General features: G+C 53.9%; 20 protein-coding genes. 7 read left to right on the top strand and 13 right to left on the bottom strand.

Annotation, left to right across the window (positions count from 1 at the left end; genetic code table 11):
* The first annotated feature begins 14 nt into the window (after positions 1 to 14).
* Positions 15 to 353: a YtpI family protein gene (locus IAE55_RS09045; RefSeq protein WP_308737496.1), complete on the top strand. Its 339-nt coding sequence runs from the start codon at positions 15 to 17 to the stop codon at positions 351 to 353.
* 187 nt (positions 354 to 540) lie between these two features.
* Here the strand turns inward: IAE55_RS09045 and IAE55_RS09040 are convergent, their stop codons facing one another.
* The 3 genes from IAE55_RS09040 to IAE55_RS09030 form a co-directional block, all read right to left on the bottom strand.
* A complete protein-coding gene (locus tag IAE55_RS09040; protein WP_152400974.1) occupies positions 541 to 1875 on the bottom strand; it encodes a DRTGG domain-containing protein in 1335 nt (444 codons plus the stop codon).
* A gap of 128 nt (positions 1876 to 2003) precedes the next feature.
* A complete protein-coding gene (locus IAE55_RS09035; RefSeq protein ID WP_076170477.1) occupies positions 2004 to 2291 on the bottom strand; it encodes a hypothetical protein in 288 nt (95 codons plus the stop codon).
* A gap of 84 nt (positions 2292 to 2375) precedes the next feature.
* Positions 2376 to 2723, bottom strand: a complete 348-nt coding sequence (locus tag IAE55_RS09030) for a YlbF family regulator (RefSeq protein WP_089545814.1) — start codon at positions 2721 to 2723, stop codon at positions 2376 to 2378.
* A 291-nt stretch (positions 2724 to 3014) separates the two neighbouring features.
* Here IAE55_RS09030 and IAE55_RS09025 point away from each other — a divergent pair, with 291 nt between their 5' ends.
* From IAE55_RS09025 to IAE55_RS09000, 6 genes are read left to right on the top strand one after another with little or no spacing between them, the layout of a single operon-like run.
* Complete coding sequence (locus tag IAE55_RS09025; protein WP_200631777.1) at positions 3015 to 4382, top strand: YheC/YheD family endospore coat-associated protein; 1368 nt, start codon at positions 3015 to 3017, stop codon at positions 4380 to 4382.
* Between the two features lie 11 nt (positions 4383 to 4393).
* Complete coding sequence (locus tag IAE55_RS09020; protein WP_105441756.1) at positions 4394 to 5515, top strand: YheC/YheD family endospore coat-associated protein; 1122 nt, start codon at positions 4394 to 4396, stop codon at positions 5513 to 5515.
* Positions 5515 to 6891, top strand: coding sequence for a YheC/YheD family endospore coat-associated protein (locus IAE55_RS09015; RefSeq protein WP_105441757.1), 1377 nt, complete (start codon positions 5515 to 5517; stop codon positions 6889 to 6891). Before IAE55_RS09020 ends, IAE55_RS09015 begins: the two co-directional genes overlap by 1 nt.
* 2 nt (positions 6892 to 6893) lie before the next feature.
* A complete protein-coding gene (locus IAE55_RS09010; RefSeq protein WP_105441881.1) occupies positions 6894 to 8000 on the top strand; it encodes a YheC/YheD family endospore coat-associated protein in 1107 nt (368 codons plus the stop codon).
* 22 nt (positions 8001 to 8022) lie between these two features.
* On the top strand, positions 8023 to 8544 hold the full coding sequence (locus IAE55_RS09005; RefSeq protein ID WP_089545810.1) for a GNAT family N-acetyltransferase: 522 nt from the start codon (positions 8023 to 8025) through the stop codon (positions 8542 to 8544).
* On the top strand, positions 8526 to 9686 hold the full coding sequence (locus IAE55_RS09000; protein ID WP_145160172.1) for a YheC/YheD family endospore coat-associated protein: 1161 nt from the start codon (positions 8526 to 8528) through the stop codon (positions 9684 to 9686). The genes IAE55_RS09005 and IAE55_RS09000 overlap by 19 nt, the downstream gene beginning before the upstream one ends.
* Positions 9687 to 9748: 62 nt before the next feature.
* Here IAE55_RS09000 and IAE55_RS08995 read toward each other — a convergent pair whose 3' ends face one another.
* The 10 genes from IAE55_RS08995 to IAE55_RS08950 form a co-directional block, all read right to left on the bottom strand.
* Positions 9749 to 10435: an HAD family hydrolase gene (locus IAE55_RS08995; RefSeq protein ID WP_145025294.1), complete on the bottom strand. Its 687-nt coding sequence runs from the start codon at positions 10433 to 10435 to the stop codon at positions 9749 to 9751.
* A 123-nt stretch (positions 10436 to 10558) separates the two neighbouring features.
* On the bottom strand, positions 10559 to 11128 hold the full coding sequence (locus IAE55_RS08990) for a manganese catalase family protein (protein WP_116232253.1): 570 nt from the start codon (positions 11126 to 11128) through the stop codon (positions 10559 to 10561).
* Positions 11129 to 11163: 35 nt separating this feature from the next.
* Positions 11164 to 11439, bottom strand: coding sequence for a spore coat protein CotJB (locus IAE55_RS08985; RefSeq protein ID WP_076170486.1), 276 nt, complete (start codon positions 11437 to 11439; stop codon positions 11164 to 11166).
* Complete coding sequence (locus tag IAE55_RS08980) at positions 11423 to 11665, bottom strand: spore coat associated protein CotJA (protein ID WP_145136083.1); 243 nt, start codon at positions 11663 to 11665, stop codon at positions 11423 to 11425. Before IAE55_RS08980 ends, IAE55_RS08985 begins: the two co-directional genes overlap by 17 nt.
* A gap of 246 nt (positions 11666 to 11911) precedes the next feature.
* The gene (gene ytvI / locus IAE55_RS08975; RefSeq protein WP_076170488.1) at positions 11912 to 12943 is read right to left on the bottom strand and encodes a sporulation integral membrane protein YtvI; all 1032 of its coding nucleotides are present in this window, start codon (positions 12941 to 12943) and stop codon (positions 11912 to 11914) included.
* Between the two features lie 10 nt (positions 12944 to 12953).
* On the bottom strand, positions 12954 to 14297 hold the full coding sequence (locus IAE55_RS08970) for a hemolysin family protein (RefSeq protein WP_438822528.1): 1344 nt from the start codon (positions 14295 to 14297) through the stop codon (positions 12954 to 12956).
* Positions 14298 to 14331: 34 nt separating this feature from the next.
* Entirely contained in the window at positions 14332 to 15465 is a 1134-nt protein-coding gene (yfkAB, locus tag IAE55_RS08965) for a radical SAM/CxCxxxxC motif protein YfkAB (protein WP_145160176.1), read from the bottom strand.
* 298 nt (positions 15466 to 15763) lie between these two features.
* Positions 15764 to 16846, bottom strand: a complete 1083-nt coding sequence (locus IAE55_RS08960; protein ID WP_234489446.1) for an HD-GYP domain-containing protein — start codon at positions 16844 to 16846, stop codon at positions 15764 to 15766.
* Between the two features lie 134 nt (positions 16847 to 16980).
* Positions 16981 to 17808, bottom strand: coding sequence for an undecaprenyl-diphosphate phosphatase (locus IAE55_RS08955; RefSeq protein WP_105441764.1), 828 nt, complete (start codon positions 17806 to 17808; stop codon positions 16981 to 16983).
* A gap of 21 nt (positions 17809 to 17829) precedes the next feature.
* Entirely contained in the window at positions 17830 to 19266 is a 1437-nt protein-coding gene (locus IAE55_RS08950) for a bifunctional metallophosphatase/5'-nucleotidase (RefSeq protein WP_438822529.1), read from the bottom strand.
* Between the last annotated feature and the right edge of the window lie 128 nt (positions 19267 to 19394).

Raw genomic sequence — 19394 nt, 5'->3', positions numbered from 1 at the left:
GAATATTGAAGTTATTGACAGTAAAGGAGCTGCAGCATTCGATGATTTCCGTCATCCGCTATTGCCTATTTGCGCTGCTGGTGATTACCTGTTTATGTTCCGCTTACTACAGCTACCGCGCGCGGCGTTCCGCCGATGTCCGTGACCGGGGCTTGTACGGCTCGAATATGAATATCTGCCTTGGAATGATGCTGGTCGTGCTTGCGCTGATCTGCATGTTTATTTTCCACGGATCGACCGTTGCGGTCGTTATCGAGGGGCTGTTCCTCGTCCTCGGGGCGTTCAATATTTTCGCGGGCATCCGGAATCGGGGACATTTCAGCCGCATGAAATCCTCAGATACGAAAGCTTGAACCTGATGCTGCAATTGCGCAGAGTAACCTGAATCTTCCAAGCGTGGACAAGACCTAAACTTTAATGTGCGGGAGAAAATCGGGGCCACACACAACAAATAACCGGCCGTATCTTTGATCAAAGATGCTGCCGGTTATATTTATGTCTGGCTAAGACCATGGACAATCCAGCCATACCCGTTACCTGTTATCCATGCTCGATAGAATGAAGCGTCAGCACAGCTTTGGCCACCAGGCTGTCGTCATGCAGCATTTCGATTTCGATCTTGCACGTCCGCCGGCTCGCCTCCAGCAGCCGCGGCATGACGGTCACCGGATCCTCGATCTGCACCGGGCGGACGAAGTACGTTGACATGTTATCCAGGACAAAGTCATTCCCCGTCATATCCTTCGCCGCCCGCAGCGCCGCCTGCGTCATCACCGTGGTCAGGATGCCTTCCGAAATCGTACCGAGATCCGTCGCCATCTGCGGCGTAATAAAGCCATGGAAAAAGAGCCGTCCCTCCTCATCCCGCTCATCCGCAAATCCGTTCCAGATCAAATGGTCGAACGTCTCGCCGAGCTGCGGCTGCTTGCGGGCGTCGCGCATGGCCTGAAGCACTTCCTTCCGCGACACGGTCGCCACCAGCTTGCGGTTGCGATCGACGATCGGCAGAAAGTCCACGCCTTCCCACATCATGAGCTGCGCTGCGGACGCGAGCGAGGTTTGCAGTCCGGCCGTGACCGGATTGCGGACCAGCAGCTTCTCGATGCTCTGCCCATCGGGCAGGTCCTTCATATCGCTCCGGTTCACGATACCGAGCACCCGGTTCCACTCGTCGATGACCGGCAGCCGCAGCTGTCCGGTCTGATCCGCCAGCGCCTTGCAATCCGCCACGGTGCTCGACAGCTTGAGGGCGTGGATTTTGGCCCGGGTGTTGACGATGTCCTCGACGATCATAATTTTCTTCTTGATCAGGCGGTCGAAAATGGCCCGGTTGATCAGCGACGCCACCGTAAACGTGTCGTGGCGCGATGAAAAAATCGGCAGGTCGAGCGTGTCGGCCAGCTCCTTGACCTCCCGGCTCGTTCCGAATCCGCCGGTGATGAGCACGCCCGCTCCCTGCTCCAGCGCCAGCGAATGCGCGTCGGAGCGGTTGCCGACGATGAGCAGGCTGCCCGCGTCGATGTAACGGGCCATGGCGTCCACCTCCATGGCGCCGATGACGTATTTATGCAGATGTTTATTAAGTCCATCGGCTCCGCCGATCATGTGGCCTTCCACGATCTCGACCACGTCGGCGAAGGTGAGCTGCTCGGAAATATTCCGCGGCTTCTTCTCGACCCGGACGGTGCCGATCCTCTCCTTGGTCACGACGATGCCCAGATTTTCGGCGTCCTTTACCGCCCGGTAAGCGGTCCCTTCGCTAACGGACATTTCCTTCGCCAGCTTGCGGACCGAAATCTTGGTGCCAATTTTCAGCCCTTCGATATGCTGCAGCAGCTGCTCATGTTTCGTAATCGTTTCATCGCGGCCCTCCAACTGTTACACCCCCACGTTTCTATCTGTACCATACTGTACTATTATATCATGGTTGAGGCCGGAAAATAACAGCGCAAAAAAAGCCGCCTCCACGCAATAACATTGCGCAAGACAGCTTTTTATCGCATTTATACATTTTCCTGACGCTGCTGTGTTTCCTCCGGCCATTTCAGCTGCCACTGCTGCAGCTTGGCCTTACGGATGCGCTCCAGCGCTCTTTGCTTCTCTTCGTCCACCCCAAGCAAATAATGCAGGTGTGAGCCGATTATCAGGAAGGCAAACACGGCCCAAGCCGCTCCGAACCCGGAAGCCCAAGTCCATCCGCCGCTGAAGTTGATCCGGGGCAGAGCGTACACCAGCATCGCCAGAGCGAGAAGTAGGTAAATGGAATGCTTCAGTTTGCTTCTTTTTTTCATCTCATCGCAGCTCCTTCATTTGGTAACTCTATATTTCTACTCTATGAAGGGGTCTGCAAAAATATGAGAAAAGTTTTGTCCAACCTACAGGCTTTGTCCCCCGTACAGATGCTGGAGGCTGTCCGAAATGATTTTATTCACGTCCTCAATGATCGTGCTGAGGCGGCGCTCCGCTTCAAACAACCGGCGGATGTTCAGGTTCAGGCTGAGCACGTCGAAGAGCTTCTCCATCTTCTCCATCTCCTCCTGGGATGGCATATCCCCGGACATCATCCGCTGCTGAATTTCCATCTGCCGCTGGCGGAAATCCTCGAGCATTTGTTTGCTCTCCGGATCCGCTTCAATCAGGCTCATCGCCGAGCTGATTTCCTGGACCTCCGAGCTTTCCTTTAGGGCTTTGGCCAAATCGTGCGCTTTGTCATAAATGTTCATAGGTTGTCATTTCCTCCTTAAATTTGGGCAGTCACCAATCGACGTGTTTTATGGAAGACGGACCGCTGGCTCCCGCGGAAGTGAATCCTGCGATAATCGCAAGCTTTTGCTTCGCTCACAGCTTATCAATCCGACCGTCTCCGGAAAAATGAAGGGCTGAAATCCCGGTTTTTATAAAAGTGGGTCAATCACCAAGGGATATATGTCCTCATATGATGCATTACATGCAATATTGCAGATGCTCCTTATCTGCCCTGTAGACATCAAGTTGTTGTTGGAAGGAGATCCACGATGTCCAAAAAAAAGCTACCGGTCCAAACGTTCAGCCCGGGCATTGTGAAAGAAAACACCGTCATGCTCGGCGAGAGACTGATCAAACAGTGGAAGATTCCCACCGACCGGCCTCTGCAGCTGTCCTTTGGTTCCTTTAGACAAGAGATCACCGTTATTTCCGCAGCAAAATATTCCGGCCTGCGCATCAGCGAGCCACTGGCCCGCAAAATGGGCTTAGCGTCCCGTCCCGTGCTCCGAGTGGCATACAGCTCATCCAGCAGAACGCTCAGGCTGGGTCCGCTCATCAGTGTCCTGATCAGCCGGGATTATCCTGACACACCGGAAAAGCCGTTCGGTTCCATTTCCATGTTCTGCAGGGAACTCGTCAACGCCTGCCGCAAGCAGGGTGCATACGTATACTTCTTCACTCCGAATCACATCACCGAGAGTGCAAGCAGCATACATGGCTGGATCTATGACGGCGGATGGCGCCAGACAACGATGCCTATCGCAGATGTCATCAATAACCGCCTGACGACACGCAAAATGGAGAATAAACCTAGCGTACAGCATTTTATGAAAGAAGTAAAATCCCGCTACGGGAGCCACATATTCAACGAAAAGTTTTTGGACAAAAATGAAGTGTTCGACACGCTGAAGCAGGACTCCTCCTTATCCCGGCTCATGCCGGAATCGCACCTGCTGACCGGCTACTCCATCCTGAAGAAGATGTGCAGCCAGTATCCGGTTGTTTTTCTGAAACCGGTGCGGGGCAGCCTCGGCAAAGGGATCATCCGGATCTCCAGGCAGTCTGACGGCACCTACCAAACTTTGGCAACATCGGTGGGCGGACCCAAAAAACAAAGCTACCCCAACCTTAACAAACTATTTACCAACGTCTCCGGAAAGATGAAAAGCACCCGCTACCAAATCCAGCAGGGCTTGACGCTCATCGACCACAGCAAACGGCCCATCGATTTCCGTGCGCTCGTCCAGAAGAACGGACTGGGTAAATGGAGCGTGACCTCGGTCGTGGCCAGGATCGCGGGCGGGAACCATTTTGTCTCGAACCTCGCCAGAGGCGGAACCCTCAGCAGCGTAAAGGAAGCTGTGAACCGCTGCGCCCTCCCGTCGGCCGTGAAAAGCACCGCACACGCCAAGCTGCAGCGGGCTTCGCTGGACATTGCCAAAGGCCTGGATGCGCTGCTGCCCGCCCATTTCGGCGAACTCGGCATCGACCTGGCCATGGATACCTCCGGTAAAATATGGCTGCTCGAGGTCAATTCCAAGCCTTCCAAAAACGACAATACGCCGCTCCACGAACAGAAAATAAGGCCTTCCGTCAAACGCCTGCTGGAATACTGCGCCTTCTTGTCAGGGTTTTAGGAGGTGCCGCGATGAAATCAACCACAATCGGAACCATTGGGATCCTAAGTTCCTCCACACCGGGCTCCCCTCCCTTCTCGGGAGAAGGATACGCCCGCCGATTAGCTCTGGCCGGCAGGAAATACGGTATTCAGGTCGTCGTTTTTTGCCCTGACGGCGTGCCCAAGGGACAGGAGAGAATCCAGGGATATATCTTCAGCAATGGGGCGTGGCACGCAACCACGGTCCCCTTTCCGGATATCGTCTACGACCGCTGTTTTCCGCAGCGAGGCAGCGAATACCGGGCAGCGGCGAGACTGTTGGCGGACGCCCCTTCAGGGAAGAGGTGGATCCTGTGGTCCCGCGGACTTCCCGGGAAAGGGCAGGTGGACCAAGTGCTCCGGAAGGAGCCCGGCCTACTGCCGTTTCTTCCCCCGACTGCCGTCTATCGCGGGAGCAGCCAATTGCTGCGCTCCTTGGAGAAATATGACGGCGAGCTGTTCATGAAGCCGATGAGCGGATCCCAGGGAAAAAATACGCTTCGCGTCACACGCCATGCTGCAGACGGATCTCTGACGATCCGGGGAAGAAGCGCAAGCAACCTGCCGTTTGTGAAGCATTTCGACGATACGCGATGCGGCCTGGCATGGATCCGGCGGTTTACCGGGGAGCGTTCGTACCTGATTCAGCCCTTCCTGCATTTGTACAGCGCAGACGGCGCCCCTTTTGACGTTAGAGTGCTGATGCAAAAAAATGAAACGGGTTCGTGGATGCATACCGGCATGGCGCTGCGCTTGGGCAACCCGGACAGCATTACCTCAAACCTTCACGGCGGAGGAAAACCTCTGTCTGTCCTGCCTTTTCTGACCGAACAATTCCGGGCTGACCGGGCAGAACACATAAGGGATCGTCTTCATAATCTGTCGGAGAAGATTCCGCCGATTCTGGAAAGCCGTTATGGCCGGCTCGGAGAACTGGGTATCGATTTTGGCATTGATACGAAAGGGAGAATCTGGCTGCTTGAAGTCAATTCCAAACCGGGGCGCACCTCCTTCCGGCACATTGGGGAACCAGGCAGCGATGTTCTCGCTACGGAAAATCCGCTCCGTTATGCCCGCTATTTATTGCTTCGACAACTTAGGAGGGTAAATTGATGAGTTTGACATTTTGTAATGTTCATTTTTCGCAGCAGCCCGAGAAAGTCGTCTACATTTCGAATTCGCTGATGAAAAGCCTCAAGCTGTCCGGCAAAAAGAATATTCAGCTCCGTCTGGGAAAAGACATGGTTAACGCAACCGTTAAGCCCATTAAAAAGACGGGTAAGCACCTCTTCCTCAGCTCAGGTGTCCGAAGCGGCATCCACGTTCCAAACGCCGGCGGGGTCATGCTGAGAAACCTTCAGGAGGACGAAGTCCAGCTCGGTCCTCTGATCGGCGTGCTCTCGGATGGCCCCAGCACATCGCCATCGCAGCCGTTTGCTTCCCGGACGAATTTCATCAAGCAGCTTCTCCGCGAGGGAAAAAGGAAATCGTATATTTTCGCCTTTACGCCCAAGGACATCAACTGGCAGCAGGAGACGGTCCGGGGCTATTTTCTGAACGACAACGGCACTTTTTACCGTAAAACCGTTCCGCTGCCCGATGTCGTCTACAACCGCCTCCCGAGCCGGAAAGCGGAAACCTCCTCTTCCATCAATCAGCTCAGAGAGCGGCTGACCCGCAAGAGAATCCCGTTTTTTAACTGGAGCTTCTTCAACAAATCCGACATCTACCGCCTGCTTGAAGACGACAACACGGTGAACAGGTACGTGCCCGAATCCCATATCAATCCTTCCCCGGAACGGATCAAGGATATGCTTGAAAGGCATCAGTTTCTGTACTATAAGCCTTCCGCAGGAAGCTTGGGTAAAGGCATCTATCGTTTGACTTACCTCCCGAAAAGGGGATATTTCGCCCGTTACCGCAAGGGAGGCGGCAACGTTCTGCTTCGTTTCAGCAACTTCAACAGCTTGATGCGGATGCTTAAATCCAGACATGGCCGCACCTTGGAAACGTATGTCATTCAGCAGGGAATCCGGCTGGTCGAAATCGACAACTGCCCGATCGACTTCCGCTTCCATATGCATAAGAACGGCAACAACAAATGGGTTGTTGTCGGTGTCGGCGCCAAAAAGGCCGGCCGCGGCAGCGTAACGACCCACCTGAAGAATGGCGGCTCCCTCCTTACTCCTGAACAGGCATTGAGCCGGACCTTTGGCGACAGATCCGACGAGGTGCTGCAAAACGCCAAAAAAGTCGCGATTACCCTGGCCGAAGCGATTGAGTTCCATCACCAGCACCTCCTTGGAGAAATCGGTTTTGACCTGGGTATCGACCAAGACGAGAAAGTGTGGATGTTTGAAGCGAACGCCAAGCCGGGCCGTTCCATTTTCAGCCATCCTTCCCTCAAGGCGGAAGGCAAGGCATCTGTAGAGCATATTCTTGAACACTGCCTGTATTTGAGCAAGTTCCGCAGGAGGGATGTGGAGTGAACATCCGGAGTCATACCGACAACAAACCCGTAGTGGCCATCCTGACCATGTCGGATTCCCACGGTTATTTCCGGGGAAATCAACAGAACTTTGAAGATATTGTCAAGACAGGACAGAAAATGGGATTTCCTGTCTATGTAGTCACAGCTAAAGATCTGAAGCTGACGGAGGATCGGATCAAGGGATTTACGCTGAATGACGAGGAGACCTGGGAACAACAGTATTTTCCGCTGCCCCAGGTCATCTATAACCGGATTCCGCAGCGTGAAGACGAACTCCGGCCCGCTGTGCGCCAGAAAATCAAGGAATGCATGAAACATCCATCCATTTCGCTGTTCAATCCGCACTTCTTTAACAAATGGCATCTGTTCGAATGGCTCAGAAGCTCCAAAGCGACGGAGCATCTGGTACCGAAAACCAAACGCTTCACAAACGTGAGCACGCTGCAGAAAATGCTTGAGCGTTATCCCTGCCTCTACCTCAAGCCCGAAAGCGGAAAAGCCGGAAAAGGCATTATGATGCTGAGATACCAGAGGGACAAACTGCTTCCCTACCGGCTCAAAGTTCAGCACCACCGATCCAGCACCACGTACAAAACGCGGAATCTGTACCGCCTCTGGGCACGGATCAAAAGCGAAACCGGCAGCGCACGCTACATTATTCAACAGGGCATCGAGCTCGCATCCGTCAACAACCGGCACTTTGACCTAAGGGCGCTGCTGCAAAAAAACAACAAAGGCTTATGGGGCGTTACCGGTGTCGGAGCCAGAATGGCGGGTTCTAAGAGCATTACGACCCATGTGCCGAGAGGCGGCACGATCGAGGATCCCAGCAAGCTCCTGTCCGATGTATTCGGATCCGAGATGTCGGCCGTAATTCTGAACCGCGTCCGAACGACGGCGATCATCATCGCCCGCCAGATTGAGAAGGCTTCCGGCTACGAACATGGAGAGATGTCGATGGACCTCGGGATTGACGAGTCAGGAAATATCTGGTTCTTTGAGGCAAACGCCAAGCCGATGAAATTCGATGAACCGCATATCCGGAAGCGGTCTCTCAAGCGAATTTTCCAATACAGCGAATATCTCTCCAATCAACCTAAAATGTAATTGCAAGGGAAGTGATTGACAGGTGCAGATCTTAACGATAACCCCGACCCGTGAAGATTGGCTGCGCCAGCACGCCAAAATTCTCAAATTTGTGTTTGAACACGGCGGAAATCAGGCGGCGCGCGCGGAGTTCATTCTTCTTGCCCGATTGACGGCGGAGCAGCTCGCTGCGCCGGGAACCTCGCTTATGGCCGCAACCGTCCGGTGCGAAGACGGGGAACGTCTGGCCGGTGTCAGCTTTGTATCGGGCTACGGGACCGAGGGGTGTCTCGTCGTCGTCCATCCGCTGTACCGCGGAAGAGGGATCGGCACCTCCCTTCTGGCCTCGCAGCTGCGGCAGTTAGGCACCATGCGATGCGAGGCTCTTCTGAGCCGGCTTCCTTTTGTTAAAATGTGCTTTCGCGCCGGACTTCACGCCGTCGCCGTCCACCAGGGGGCTGCCGGAGAGCCTGCCCTGGTCATGGAGGGGCCGTGTGGAGATCCGGATGGTGCATCCATTACTCTGACCCAAGAAGGTGATCCCCTGTGCCGCTACCCGTGTTAGGCATCTTGACGCTGTATCTGAACGAGCATAAGCATTTGGAGGAAAAACCGATCTATCAGAAAATGATCGTTGAAGGCGGCAAGCTGGGACTTGACGTATTTGTGTTTACCCCGATGGACGTCAGCGACAGCAAGAAAAAAATCTTTGCCATGGAATACGACGCAAAGCAAAAGAAGTGGACCCGGCGGTGGAGAAACTTCCCGGATATGATTTACGACCGGTGCCGCATCCAGAAGAGCCCCCGCTTTGCCCAGCTTCTGCAGTTCCGGAGCCGGTACAGCAAAATGCTGTTTCTGAACAAACCGCTCCGCAACAAATGGACCATTCACGAGGTGCTGTCCAAAAAGGCGGAATTCCGGAAGTTTCTGCCGGAAACGCGCCTGTATCACGGACTGACAGACGTCCACCAAATGCTGAAGAACAGGTCTGTCGTGTTTTTAAAACCGATCAACGGAACCGGCGGGCGGGGTATTTTACGGATTGAAAAATTGAAGGCTGCTTCCCAGTACTACATTCAAGGACGGAATCAGCAGCGGAAAATCATCTCTCCGCAAAAAATCCACGCTTCCCGGCTCGGCGCCATTCTGAGCGACTGGAATATGAAGGACCGGTATTTGATCCAGGAAGGCATCGCCGTGGAGCTTCCCGACGGCCGGGTTCATGACTACCGCATGCTGGTGCAGAAAAACAAGGAGGGGCATTGGCAGTTGACCGGCATTGCCGGCCGGGTGGGGGCGCCGCGAAGCGTCACCTCCAACCTGCACGGCGGCGGAAGAGCCGTACCCGCTCATCAAATGCTGTCTTCTTGGATCACGGATGAGGAGCAACGGCAGGAAGTCATCTCGACGGCAGGCAAGATGGGCGTGGACATCGCCGCCTATCTGGAGCACCAGTACGGACCGCTGTGTGAGCTGGCGCTCGATCTCGCCATCAACCGGAAAGGCCGGATTTACCTGCTCGAAGTCAATCCCAAACCCGCGAGGGAAGTATTCTCCCAGATCGGCGAGCCCGAACTGTACCGCACGGCCATCACCAGACCGTTGGAATACGCCCTGTGGGTTTACAAGCAGAAGACGGAAACCGCAAATAAAGCAAATACAGCAGATACAGGTGAAACAAAAGAAAACAAACCGCAGCTCTAGCGCGGTTTGTTTTCTTTATATGCAGCTATGATGATTGCCTTCAAAGGCGGCTCATCACCGATTTACACCGATGAGGCATACAGCCCCAGAAGTTCGTCGAACGAGCTGATGAGGACGTCGGACCCTGCCAGTTCATCAGGGTTTCCAAACCCGGCGTATTGGCATCCGATGACGGCGAGGCCGTTCTTCCGGCCGGCTTCCACATCCGAAGATCGGTCGCCCACCATCCAGGCCGTGCTTACGCCTTCGCGCTGAAGCAGTAATTCCACAAGATGCACCTTTGATTTGGTTCCGTGCTCCCCGGCACTGTACAGGCCGTCAAAAAGGTCCAGAATGCCGTGGGCCTCCGCGATTCCCTTTACGTAATGCTCCAGCCCGTTGCTTGCTACATACAGGCGCACGCCCTGCTCCTTCAAACGTGCCAGCGTTTCCTTCACGCCGGGATAGAGCTCGGTGTTCCCTGCCTTGAGCCCCTCCAATTCCAGCTGGAGAAGGAGCTCGTTAGCACGCGCATGGGCACGTTCGCTGCCGTCCGGCATAACCACTTTCCAAATGTCTTCCAGCAGCATCCCGAGACTGCCCATCATCCGTTCCGCCGGGGGTGTCGGTGCAGTATACAGCCCCTCCTCTCGCAGCTTGTCGAACAACCGCTGATGGGCCGGCAGCAGCAGCGATTCGGTTTTGAACAGCGTGCCGTCCATGTCGAATAATATCGCCTGCGGCTTGTTCAATGTCTTCTCTTTGTCCATCGGTTATCTTCCCTTTCATTGCCTGCTTTAATGCGTAATACTCAGTATCACCCAATTACATGCCTATGATAAGGGAAGTGACAAGCCTTGTAAACTTCGGTCCTTCGTAAAAAAGGTTAACCTTTAGAAGAAACGTTTTTTACCCCGGTCATCTTTAATGATTTCCACGGCTTCCCGGAACCGGGTCGAATGGACGATTTCCCGCTCCCGAAGGAACTTCAGTCCATCCTGCAGGTCGACGTCGTCAGTCATGTCAATCAGCCACTGGTATGTAGCCCTGGCCTTTTCTTCTGCGGCGATGTCCTCATATAAATCGGCGAGCGGATCGCCTTTGGCCTGAATGTACGCCGCCGTCCATGGGACCCCGGCAGCATTTTGGTAGAACAAAGCTTTGTCATGGTTGACATAGTGATCTGCGAGTCCGGCCGCCTTCAGCTGATCTGGCGTCGCGTCCTTTGTCAATTTATAAACCATGGTGGCAATCATTTCCAGGTGTGCGAATTCTTCCGTGCCGATGTCGTTGAGAATGCCGATGACCTTATCCGGGATGGTGTACCGTTGATTCAAATATCTCAAGGCAGCGGCCAATTCCCCGTCGGCACCGCCGTACTGCTCCAGCAGCAACCGGGCCATATATGGATCACACTTGCCGACCCTGACCGGATACTGCAGCTTTTTTTCATATATCCACATGCGGGACATTCGCCTCCTTTAGATTCTTTTGCCGGTTACACCTGCCATGGCCACGGGGCCTGCGGCCATTCAAACGGGAACTTCGAATAGGCATGGCCGAAATGCATCAACGGTCCATAGGATTCCTGAAACTCCCGGACGATCGGGATCCGCTCCTGGGCGAGCCGGTTGTACTGCTCGATGCTTTTTAAATCGTCCGGATGCGTATCCAGGAACAGATTCAGCTCGACCAAGGCAAAATCGATCATCTGCAGCTTTTCAAGCAGCTCGTAATAGCGCTGATCCACCGCCGGTTTAGACTGGTTCTCCATCACTCCCCACCTCCTCCACTCTTTTGCTTTTAGATTCATAAGGGCTGTAAAGGTTCGGCCAAAGCGTTCCCAGCTTCAGCGCCTCGGCGAGGCTGAATTGCGGCCAGTCCAGAGGCTGGAACACGATATACTGGTTGGGCGGGACGACGTACGTCCTGTAAGGCAGCGGCGGGCACGGATCAAACGGGCCAATGAAAGGCTTATACACTCGTACCTGTGAGTTCACCACTTGCTCCTCCTTTTTGTTGTCCATACTAAAGTCGCTGATTTCCCTCGAGAAGGCGAAAAATCAGACACTCTTCGTAATTAAACATATGACCCATCCGCGGAATCTGAACAAAAAAGTTCATGGGACAACAAAAAGACCCCTGATTTGCGGTCGATTTACCGCCAAGGGGTCAGTGTAAAGGACTCTGGCAGCTCCTGTCGAAGCACTGGATGAAGCGCGAGCCTTCAATGAGATGATGAACTTTTAAAATCTGATCTTGATCTGGAACAGTCCTGCTTTCCGGACCGCCGAATAAATAATGACCACCAGCGGGCCGATAAAGACGCCGATCACGCCGACGAGCTTGAAGCCGATATACATGCTCACCAGAGCCGACAGGGCGCCGATGCCGACCGAATCGCCGATGATTTTGGGCTCGACCACCCGGCGGGCAATCGTAATGACCCCAAACAGCAGCATCAGCCCAAAGCCGGTATAAGAGTCGCCCACGATAAACAGGTATACCGCCCAGGGAATCAGCACCGAGCCGACCCCCAGAATCGGCAAAATATCGACGACCATGATCAGCAGGGCAATCGCCAGCGGGTAATGAATGTCGAGGATGAGCAGCCCCGTGAGCGTCAATACATAGGTAAAAGCGCTCAGGATCATCTGGGCCTGAATAAAGCCGAAGATGGACCGTTTCAGGCTGTGCAGCACCTCGTTGATCTGGTCTTGGGTCTCCTCCTCGAACAGGGATAGAATCCCTGCCTTGATCGTCTCCAGTCCAAAGCTGAACAGATAGACAGCGACAAAGAAAACCACCAAAAACACGAACGTGCCCGGGATACCCTTGGCGAAAGATAAAAAGGTTGACGACAACGAGTTGATGAGCGACTCGGCGTATGACGTCAGATTGGTCAGCATTTCCCTCAGGCTCTCGGCCAGCTCCGGTTGAAACCGGTCAAACAGCCCTCTCGCCTGGATCAGCGTCGTCTGCACGAAATCGTCGGCCGACGCAAAGTATGCCGGCGCATTCTTCCAGTATTCCAGCAGCTGGGCGAAAACCTGAAAACCCAGCATGTACACCAAAAGAAGAATCATGAGCATAAACAACGTACATGTAAGCGAAGCGGCAGCGACACGGTTCCATTTCAGCCTCCCGATCAGCATCCGGTTGATCGGCTCCAGCGAAACGGCCACGAGCGCAGCCAGTACAAAAGGGGCGCCTGCCGTAAACAGCAAATACAGCAGGAGCAGTCCCACACCGACGAACACCAGCTGTTTGCCAGTCATGCTTCACTCCTTAATCCCCGTTATCCGTCCCTTCCTGTTCCTCCTCGTTGATGACTTCCGTATCGGCAACGCGGTGAATGTTAACCCGGGTAATCCGGAGCTTGGTCGATTCCTCGACCTCAAACACGAAATTGCTCACCTGGACCTTTTTGCCTTTTACCGGATTGCCTTCCAGTTCCTTGAACAGCCAGCCGCCGATCGAATCAACCTCGTCATCCTCAATGATGACGCCGGTCAGATCGTTAACATCCTCGATCAGCATCCGCCCGTCAACCGAGATGACATCCTCCTGGATTTCGACATCGGGACGCTCGTCCTCAAATTCGTCATAGAGCTCCCCGACGATTTCTTCGAGGATCTCTTCGGCCGTCAGCATGCCGGCCGTGCCGCCGTATTCGTCGACCACCAGCGTCAGCTGGGCATGCTTCTTCTGCATAAGGCGCAGCACATGGCTGATTTCCATCGACTCCGGCACGTTCAGAATCGGACGGACCAGCGAGGTCAGCTCCTTCTGATGCTCGGCGTCGGCCAGGAGAAAATCGGTAATATGCACAAATCCGATAATCTGGTCCTTGTCCTCCACGGCGACAGGATAACGGGAATGCTTCGTATCACTGATGATTTGCAGGTTCTCTTCCAGCGTATTCGTCGTGTACAGGCAATCCATATCCGTCCGTGGGAGCATAATTTCGCGCGCCAGCAGGTCGGAGAACTCGAAGATGTTGTCCATCAACTTCATCTCGTCCTTATCGATGACCCCGCTTTTGGCGCTCTGATTCATTAATATGCGGATTTCCTCTTCAGAATGCGCAGCTTCTGCTTCGCTGGCCGGATGAACGCCGAACAAGCGAAGCAATCCGTTGGCGGAAGCGTTGAGCAGCCAAATGAAAGGGAAAAATATTTTATAAAAGGCCATCAGCGGAGCGGACAGCAGCAGGGCGGCCCCTTCCGTTTTCTGAATGGCAAGCGACTTGGGGGCCAGTTCCCCAAGCACGATATGTAAGAAAGTAATGACACAGAACCCGAGCACCACGGATACGGTGGCGATGAGCGTTCTGTCGGTAATCCCCATTTTATACATCAAGGGCTCTACCAGTAGTTCCGAAATGGCCGGCTCCCCGATCCAGCCGAGACCGAGGGATGCCAGCGTAATGCCGAATTGGGTAGCGGACAAATAAGCGTCCAGTTTGTTGTTCACTCGGAGCGCATAGCCGGCCAGCCGGTTGCCTTCGCTGACCAGCTGCGTCAGCCGGGACTGCCTCATTTTTACAAGCGAAAATTCGGCGGCCACAAACACGCCGTTAAAAAATACCAGCAGCAGAACAAAAAAGAGGTTTAAAAGCAATTTGCCTATTTCTAACTCCCCTTCCAATGACAACGCCCCATTTCTATAATAAGTTCGCTTTTTTCACGGTAAAATCGGTATCTTTATAATACATGTCCTTCACGAGCAGATTCGGGCCGCAGCAGCCCACAGCGTCGCAATGGCAGTTCACCGTCTTGTTCAGCGGGTGCCCGGTCTGCCACGCATTAAAGATGTCGTCGAGGCGGCCGGTTTGAATATTACCGAACGCCGGAATATCGGAAAAGTCGGTGACGTAGACGTCGCCCGAGAACAAATTGACGTTGACGCGGTTGCGGCCGTCAGGATCGTTGCGCACGGTAACGTTCGGCGCATCCGCAAGCCTGCGAATCAGCTTCAGATCCTCGTGAATATCGCTGCACGCGAAGAACGGGAGCGTTCCGAACAGCATCCACATCTGCGGATCGCGAACATCCAGCAAGCTGTGGATCGCTCTGCGCGTCTCTTCCAAAGAAAGCACCGGAAGCTCCGTGGCAAAATTGGAGGCATACATCGGATGCACTTCATGGCGGCGGCAGCCCATTTCCCCTATTAGTTTGTGAATTCCTGCAAGCTTTGTATGCGTCCGGTAATTAATCATGGACTCTGCCGAAATGAACATGCCCGCTTCGCTCAGCTTCAGGGCGTTCTCCATCATTTTGTCATACATGCGGTAGGCGGTTTCCTTCGGAACCGGATGGTTGCTGTTGGCGAAGCCCACCTCATGGAAATCGTCTCCGTTCAAATAGTTGAACGAAATATGCATCACGTCAAGGTACGGCAGCATCGCTTCATATCTGCTGATATCCAGCGTCAAATTGGAGTTGATCTGCGTGCGGACTCCCCGGTCCTGAGCATATTTGAGCAGAGGGACGATGACCTCTTTCACCGTCTTCTCCCGGAAGGAGGGCTCGCCTCCGGTCAGGCTGATCGTCTGCAGATGCTCTACCTCGTCCAGACGCCGCAGCATCAAATCCAGCGGAAGAAATTCTGCCTCTTTCATGACGAGCATATCGCCGACCGCACAGTGCTCGCAGCGCATATTGCACAAATGCGTCACCGTCATTTCGACACTGGTCAGCACATGTCGGCCATATGTACGAAGGGATTCAATCGGATCCCATGGGTCGTTGCTCGGAGATAAGGGGGCAAGTGCTCCCTGGGTATTTACAGTATTCATTATTTACTCACCTTATTTCTTTATTTAACCCAAAACACGGTTTTTGTGTAACCTTTATTTTCCAGACCGAGAGCAGTCCGGTTGTCTCAGGATGAATATGTCATTCCTTCTATCATACCATGAAGCGCGAAAAATCTCTCTGTCTGAATAGGTATGCCGGGACAAGAAGAAAAAAGACCCCTAAACCGGCGGCTCCTGCGGGCAGCAGGGAAATCGAATTTCCACCGCATCCATTACCGCCCGATACCGCTCGCTTTATGGGTCTTCCGGTCATGACAAATGCTAATTTCTGCTCTCCCTAATCCCCGAGAACGCCGTCAATAATAACGGAGAGCGACTGGGACAGGTCCACCTCGTAAGGTGCCTGCAGCGGCACCCCTTCCGGATCCTGCAAGATGCGGACCACGGGACGATGGGGCATATGGGCGTGAATTTTCGACACCACTCCCGTCTCCCCGGTACTCAGCTTGACCGACAAGCCGGGCGGATAGATCGCCACTTTATCCCGGAACAGCTCCAGCTTCTTTTGGTCGTACAAGGTACCTGCCCCGCCGTACAGCACTTCAGCGGCCTGATGCGGAAGCATCGCAGGCCGATACACCCTGTGCGAGGTCATCGCATCGTAGGAATCGGCGAGCGCCACCCACTGGGCATATTCGTGAATATCATCACCCTTGATGCCGCGCGGATAACCTGATCCGTTAATCCGTTCATGATGCTGAAAGGCGCAGTGCGCGGCCAGGAGCGGAATATTCGGCTCGTCCTTCAGGATTTTAAAGCCGATTTGGGCATGCGCCTGCATGAGGCGGAATTCCTCATCATCCAGCTTTTGCGGCTTGAACAGCACTTTTTGGGGAATTTGGGTTTTTCCGATGTCATGCAGCAGCGAACCCAGCCCCAGCACCATCAGCTGGTCCTGCGTATAACCGCTCGCAATTCCCAGCACAAGTGAATATACGCACACATTTAAGGAATGCTTATATAAGTAATGATCTGCGGTGTTCATGTCCATCAGCATGATCATACAGTCCTCTTGGGAACTGACATCCTCAAGGATGGACTCCATCACCTTGGAGAACTGCTTTCCGAGATGGTGATACCCTCCAGTAATCGGAGAGGCTTCGGATAACCGCTGAAAATTAACGCGAATATTATGAAGAGCCTGACGCCTCGTTTCCTCCCGGAGCATTTCGGGAATATCGATGCCTTCCGTCAGATGATCTTCCACATAAATATAACCGATGTCCAGCTTTTGCAGGCGGCTGATCAGCAAGGAGGTGAGCTCCACGCCTTCCGCGAGAAGCACAACACCCTCGTCGCTGTATATCTTTTTGCCGATTTTCATTCCCTGCTGCAGCATCGGAACGGGTACCAAACGCAACACGATCCACTCCTGCCTAAAATCACGGCCGCCCGGTTATTGCTTCCCAGGTCCGTTTACCTAGTTTCCCCCTGCCATCCTATGTAGCCCATTCACGCTATGCGGAATTAGTCCAACACATTACGGTTCTTGAATCAGCGCATAACGAACAGCCAGAACACGGCGGCAAGCACAAACCGGTAAATGGCGAAATGGGTCAGACGAATTTTTTGAATCAATTTCATAAAAGCAAGCACAACGACATAGGCCACCACAAAAGCTATGATAAATCCGATGACGAACATGCCGATCGTATCCTTGGTCATATACTTGTACGAATCCAGCATCTCATAGCCGGAAGCGGCGCACATGATCGGAATGGCGATCAGAAACGAAAAATCGGCCGACGCCTTGTAGCTTGCCCCGCTCAGCATCCCTCCGGAAATCGTGGATCCCGAACGCGAAAATCCCGGCCATACGACAGATAAAATTTGATAAAGCCCGATCAACAGCACCTGCTTGTACGACAGGTCATCCATCGTTTCTGCGGTGATTCTGGCTTTGGACTTGTTAAACCACTCGGCAAAAATCATGAAGATCCCGCCCACGATCAGCGCCCAGATCACCGTATTTGCGCTGAACAGGCTCTTGATAAAGTCCCTGGCAAAAAAGGCCACAATGAGTGCAGGGGCGATCCCGATGATAACATGCAGCAGATTCAGTTTCTTGCCGGACCGCAGGCTTCCGGATTCGGGCATGGTCCGCTTGATGCCGAGCAGATCCAGAATCCGTCTCCAATAGACGAGGGCGATCGCCAGAATGGCCCCCAGCTGAATAACGATTTCAAAGGTTTTCATGATGGGATCCTGCTCATCATAGCCCAAGAGCTTGGACGTCAATATCATGTGCCCCGTTGAAGAGACCGGAATAAATTCCGTAACCCCCTCCACAATCCCCAAGATAATTGCAGTAATGGTATCCATTTCTTCCTCCTCTGGTCCTTCTTAAACAACCTCGATCCAACGGTGCTTGCCGCAGGTATCCAGACTTCCGGGACGCTGGAGCTCAAGTCTCAGCAGGTCCCGCAAAAACTCGGGAAGCAAGTATTTCGGATCTTCCCCCCGAGAAATCTGCTCATATCCCGTCCCGAACGTAAACATGTCCAACGTTCCAACGGTGTACATCCGGTCGTCCCGCAGCGGCTCTCCCTGAAGCGAAATTTGAACAATCCTATCATAAGGGATGCGGCTTGGATCGTACAAGACTTCAATTCCGTCCACCGCGATATTGCCGAGTACATTGCCGCGGAACCCGAATCCCCGGATTTCCTTGCTCCAATATTCCGGCAGGAGGCTCTCCTCCAGGCTTCGCCGGATATGCTCCCCTTTGAGACTGATCACGCAGGGGTTAATCGGAGATGGGCAGAGCTCGTGAAGGAGTCCCGCCGTAATTTCCCCTTCCGGCAGATCGCCCAGCAGCTGCCCCGTGTTGACAAGCGACAGCTCCGCGCCGGTAAACTGACGGACCGACTGCGCCAGCAAATTGCCGAACGGCGACTCTCCCGTATGCGTCAGGGACAGCGGCCGGTCCGTAACCGCCACAGGCTCTTTCAGGGCTTCTTCGGCCCGCTCGCGATGAATTCCAAGGGCACGGGACACCGTTTCATCCAAAAGACCGGTATCGACCGGCTGGCATCCTCCCTCGATGACACGGAAACGGCCGTCATCCTGTTGAGTCATGACGACCTTACCCACGTATTGACCGTACTTTCCCGCTGCGCACAGCACCGTATCACCGATCCGCAGCGGCTCTTCCAGCAGATGGTGGGTATGCCCGCCGAGAATCAGGTCGATACCCGGAATCCGTTCTGCCATAAGCCGGTCGGTAGTCAGCCCGAGGTGGGATAAAACGATCACGATGTCGGCCTCCGGACGCAGCGCCTCCACCTGCTCCTGCAACGCTTGCAGCGGCTCCAGGGCATCCCAGCCGAGCAGTTTGTAGAAGTCGGCGAACGGGGCCGTAGCTCCCGTCAGCCCGATCCGGATCCCGTCCTTGTTCAGAATGACGCGTTTCTTCATCCATGCGGGTGGCGCCGAGCTGAGCTGCTCATGGATGTTGCAGCAAATAACCGGGGACTGCAGGCCCGCATAAAGGCGTTCCAGCACGTCCGGGGTAAATGTCAGCCCCTCATTGTTCCCAATCGTCACCGCCTCATATCCCGTTAAATTCAATATGTCGATGTTCGTCTGGCCCATCGTCCCCTCGGTTTCGACGGCCGTCCGGTCCATATGATCTCCTATATCCACCAGTAAAAGAGGACTCTCCGCCGCCTGAGCGCGTTCGGCGGCAGCCAGGGCTGCAATGGAACTAACCGTTTCAAAGTGGCTGTGTATATCATTCGTATGCAGGATTGTAATCGATTTTGCCTGGTTCTGCAGCATCATTGGGTAACCTCCCCTTTCACTGTTCTCGCCTTGTCAGGCCCAAATGCTCCTAGGGATAAGCATAACATTTTCAAAGTGGATATGGTATATTGAAGACATGAACTACCACGCCCGAGGAGAGAAAG

The organism is Paenibacillus sp. S28 (assembly GCF_016624415.1).
Taxonomy (GTDB): Bacteria; Bacillota; Bacilli; order Paenibacillales; family Paenibacillaceae; genus Paenibacillus_AQ; species Paenibacillus_AQ favisporus.
This window is presented reverse-complemented; position numbering and strand designations above follow the sequence as displayed.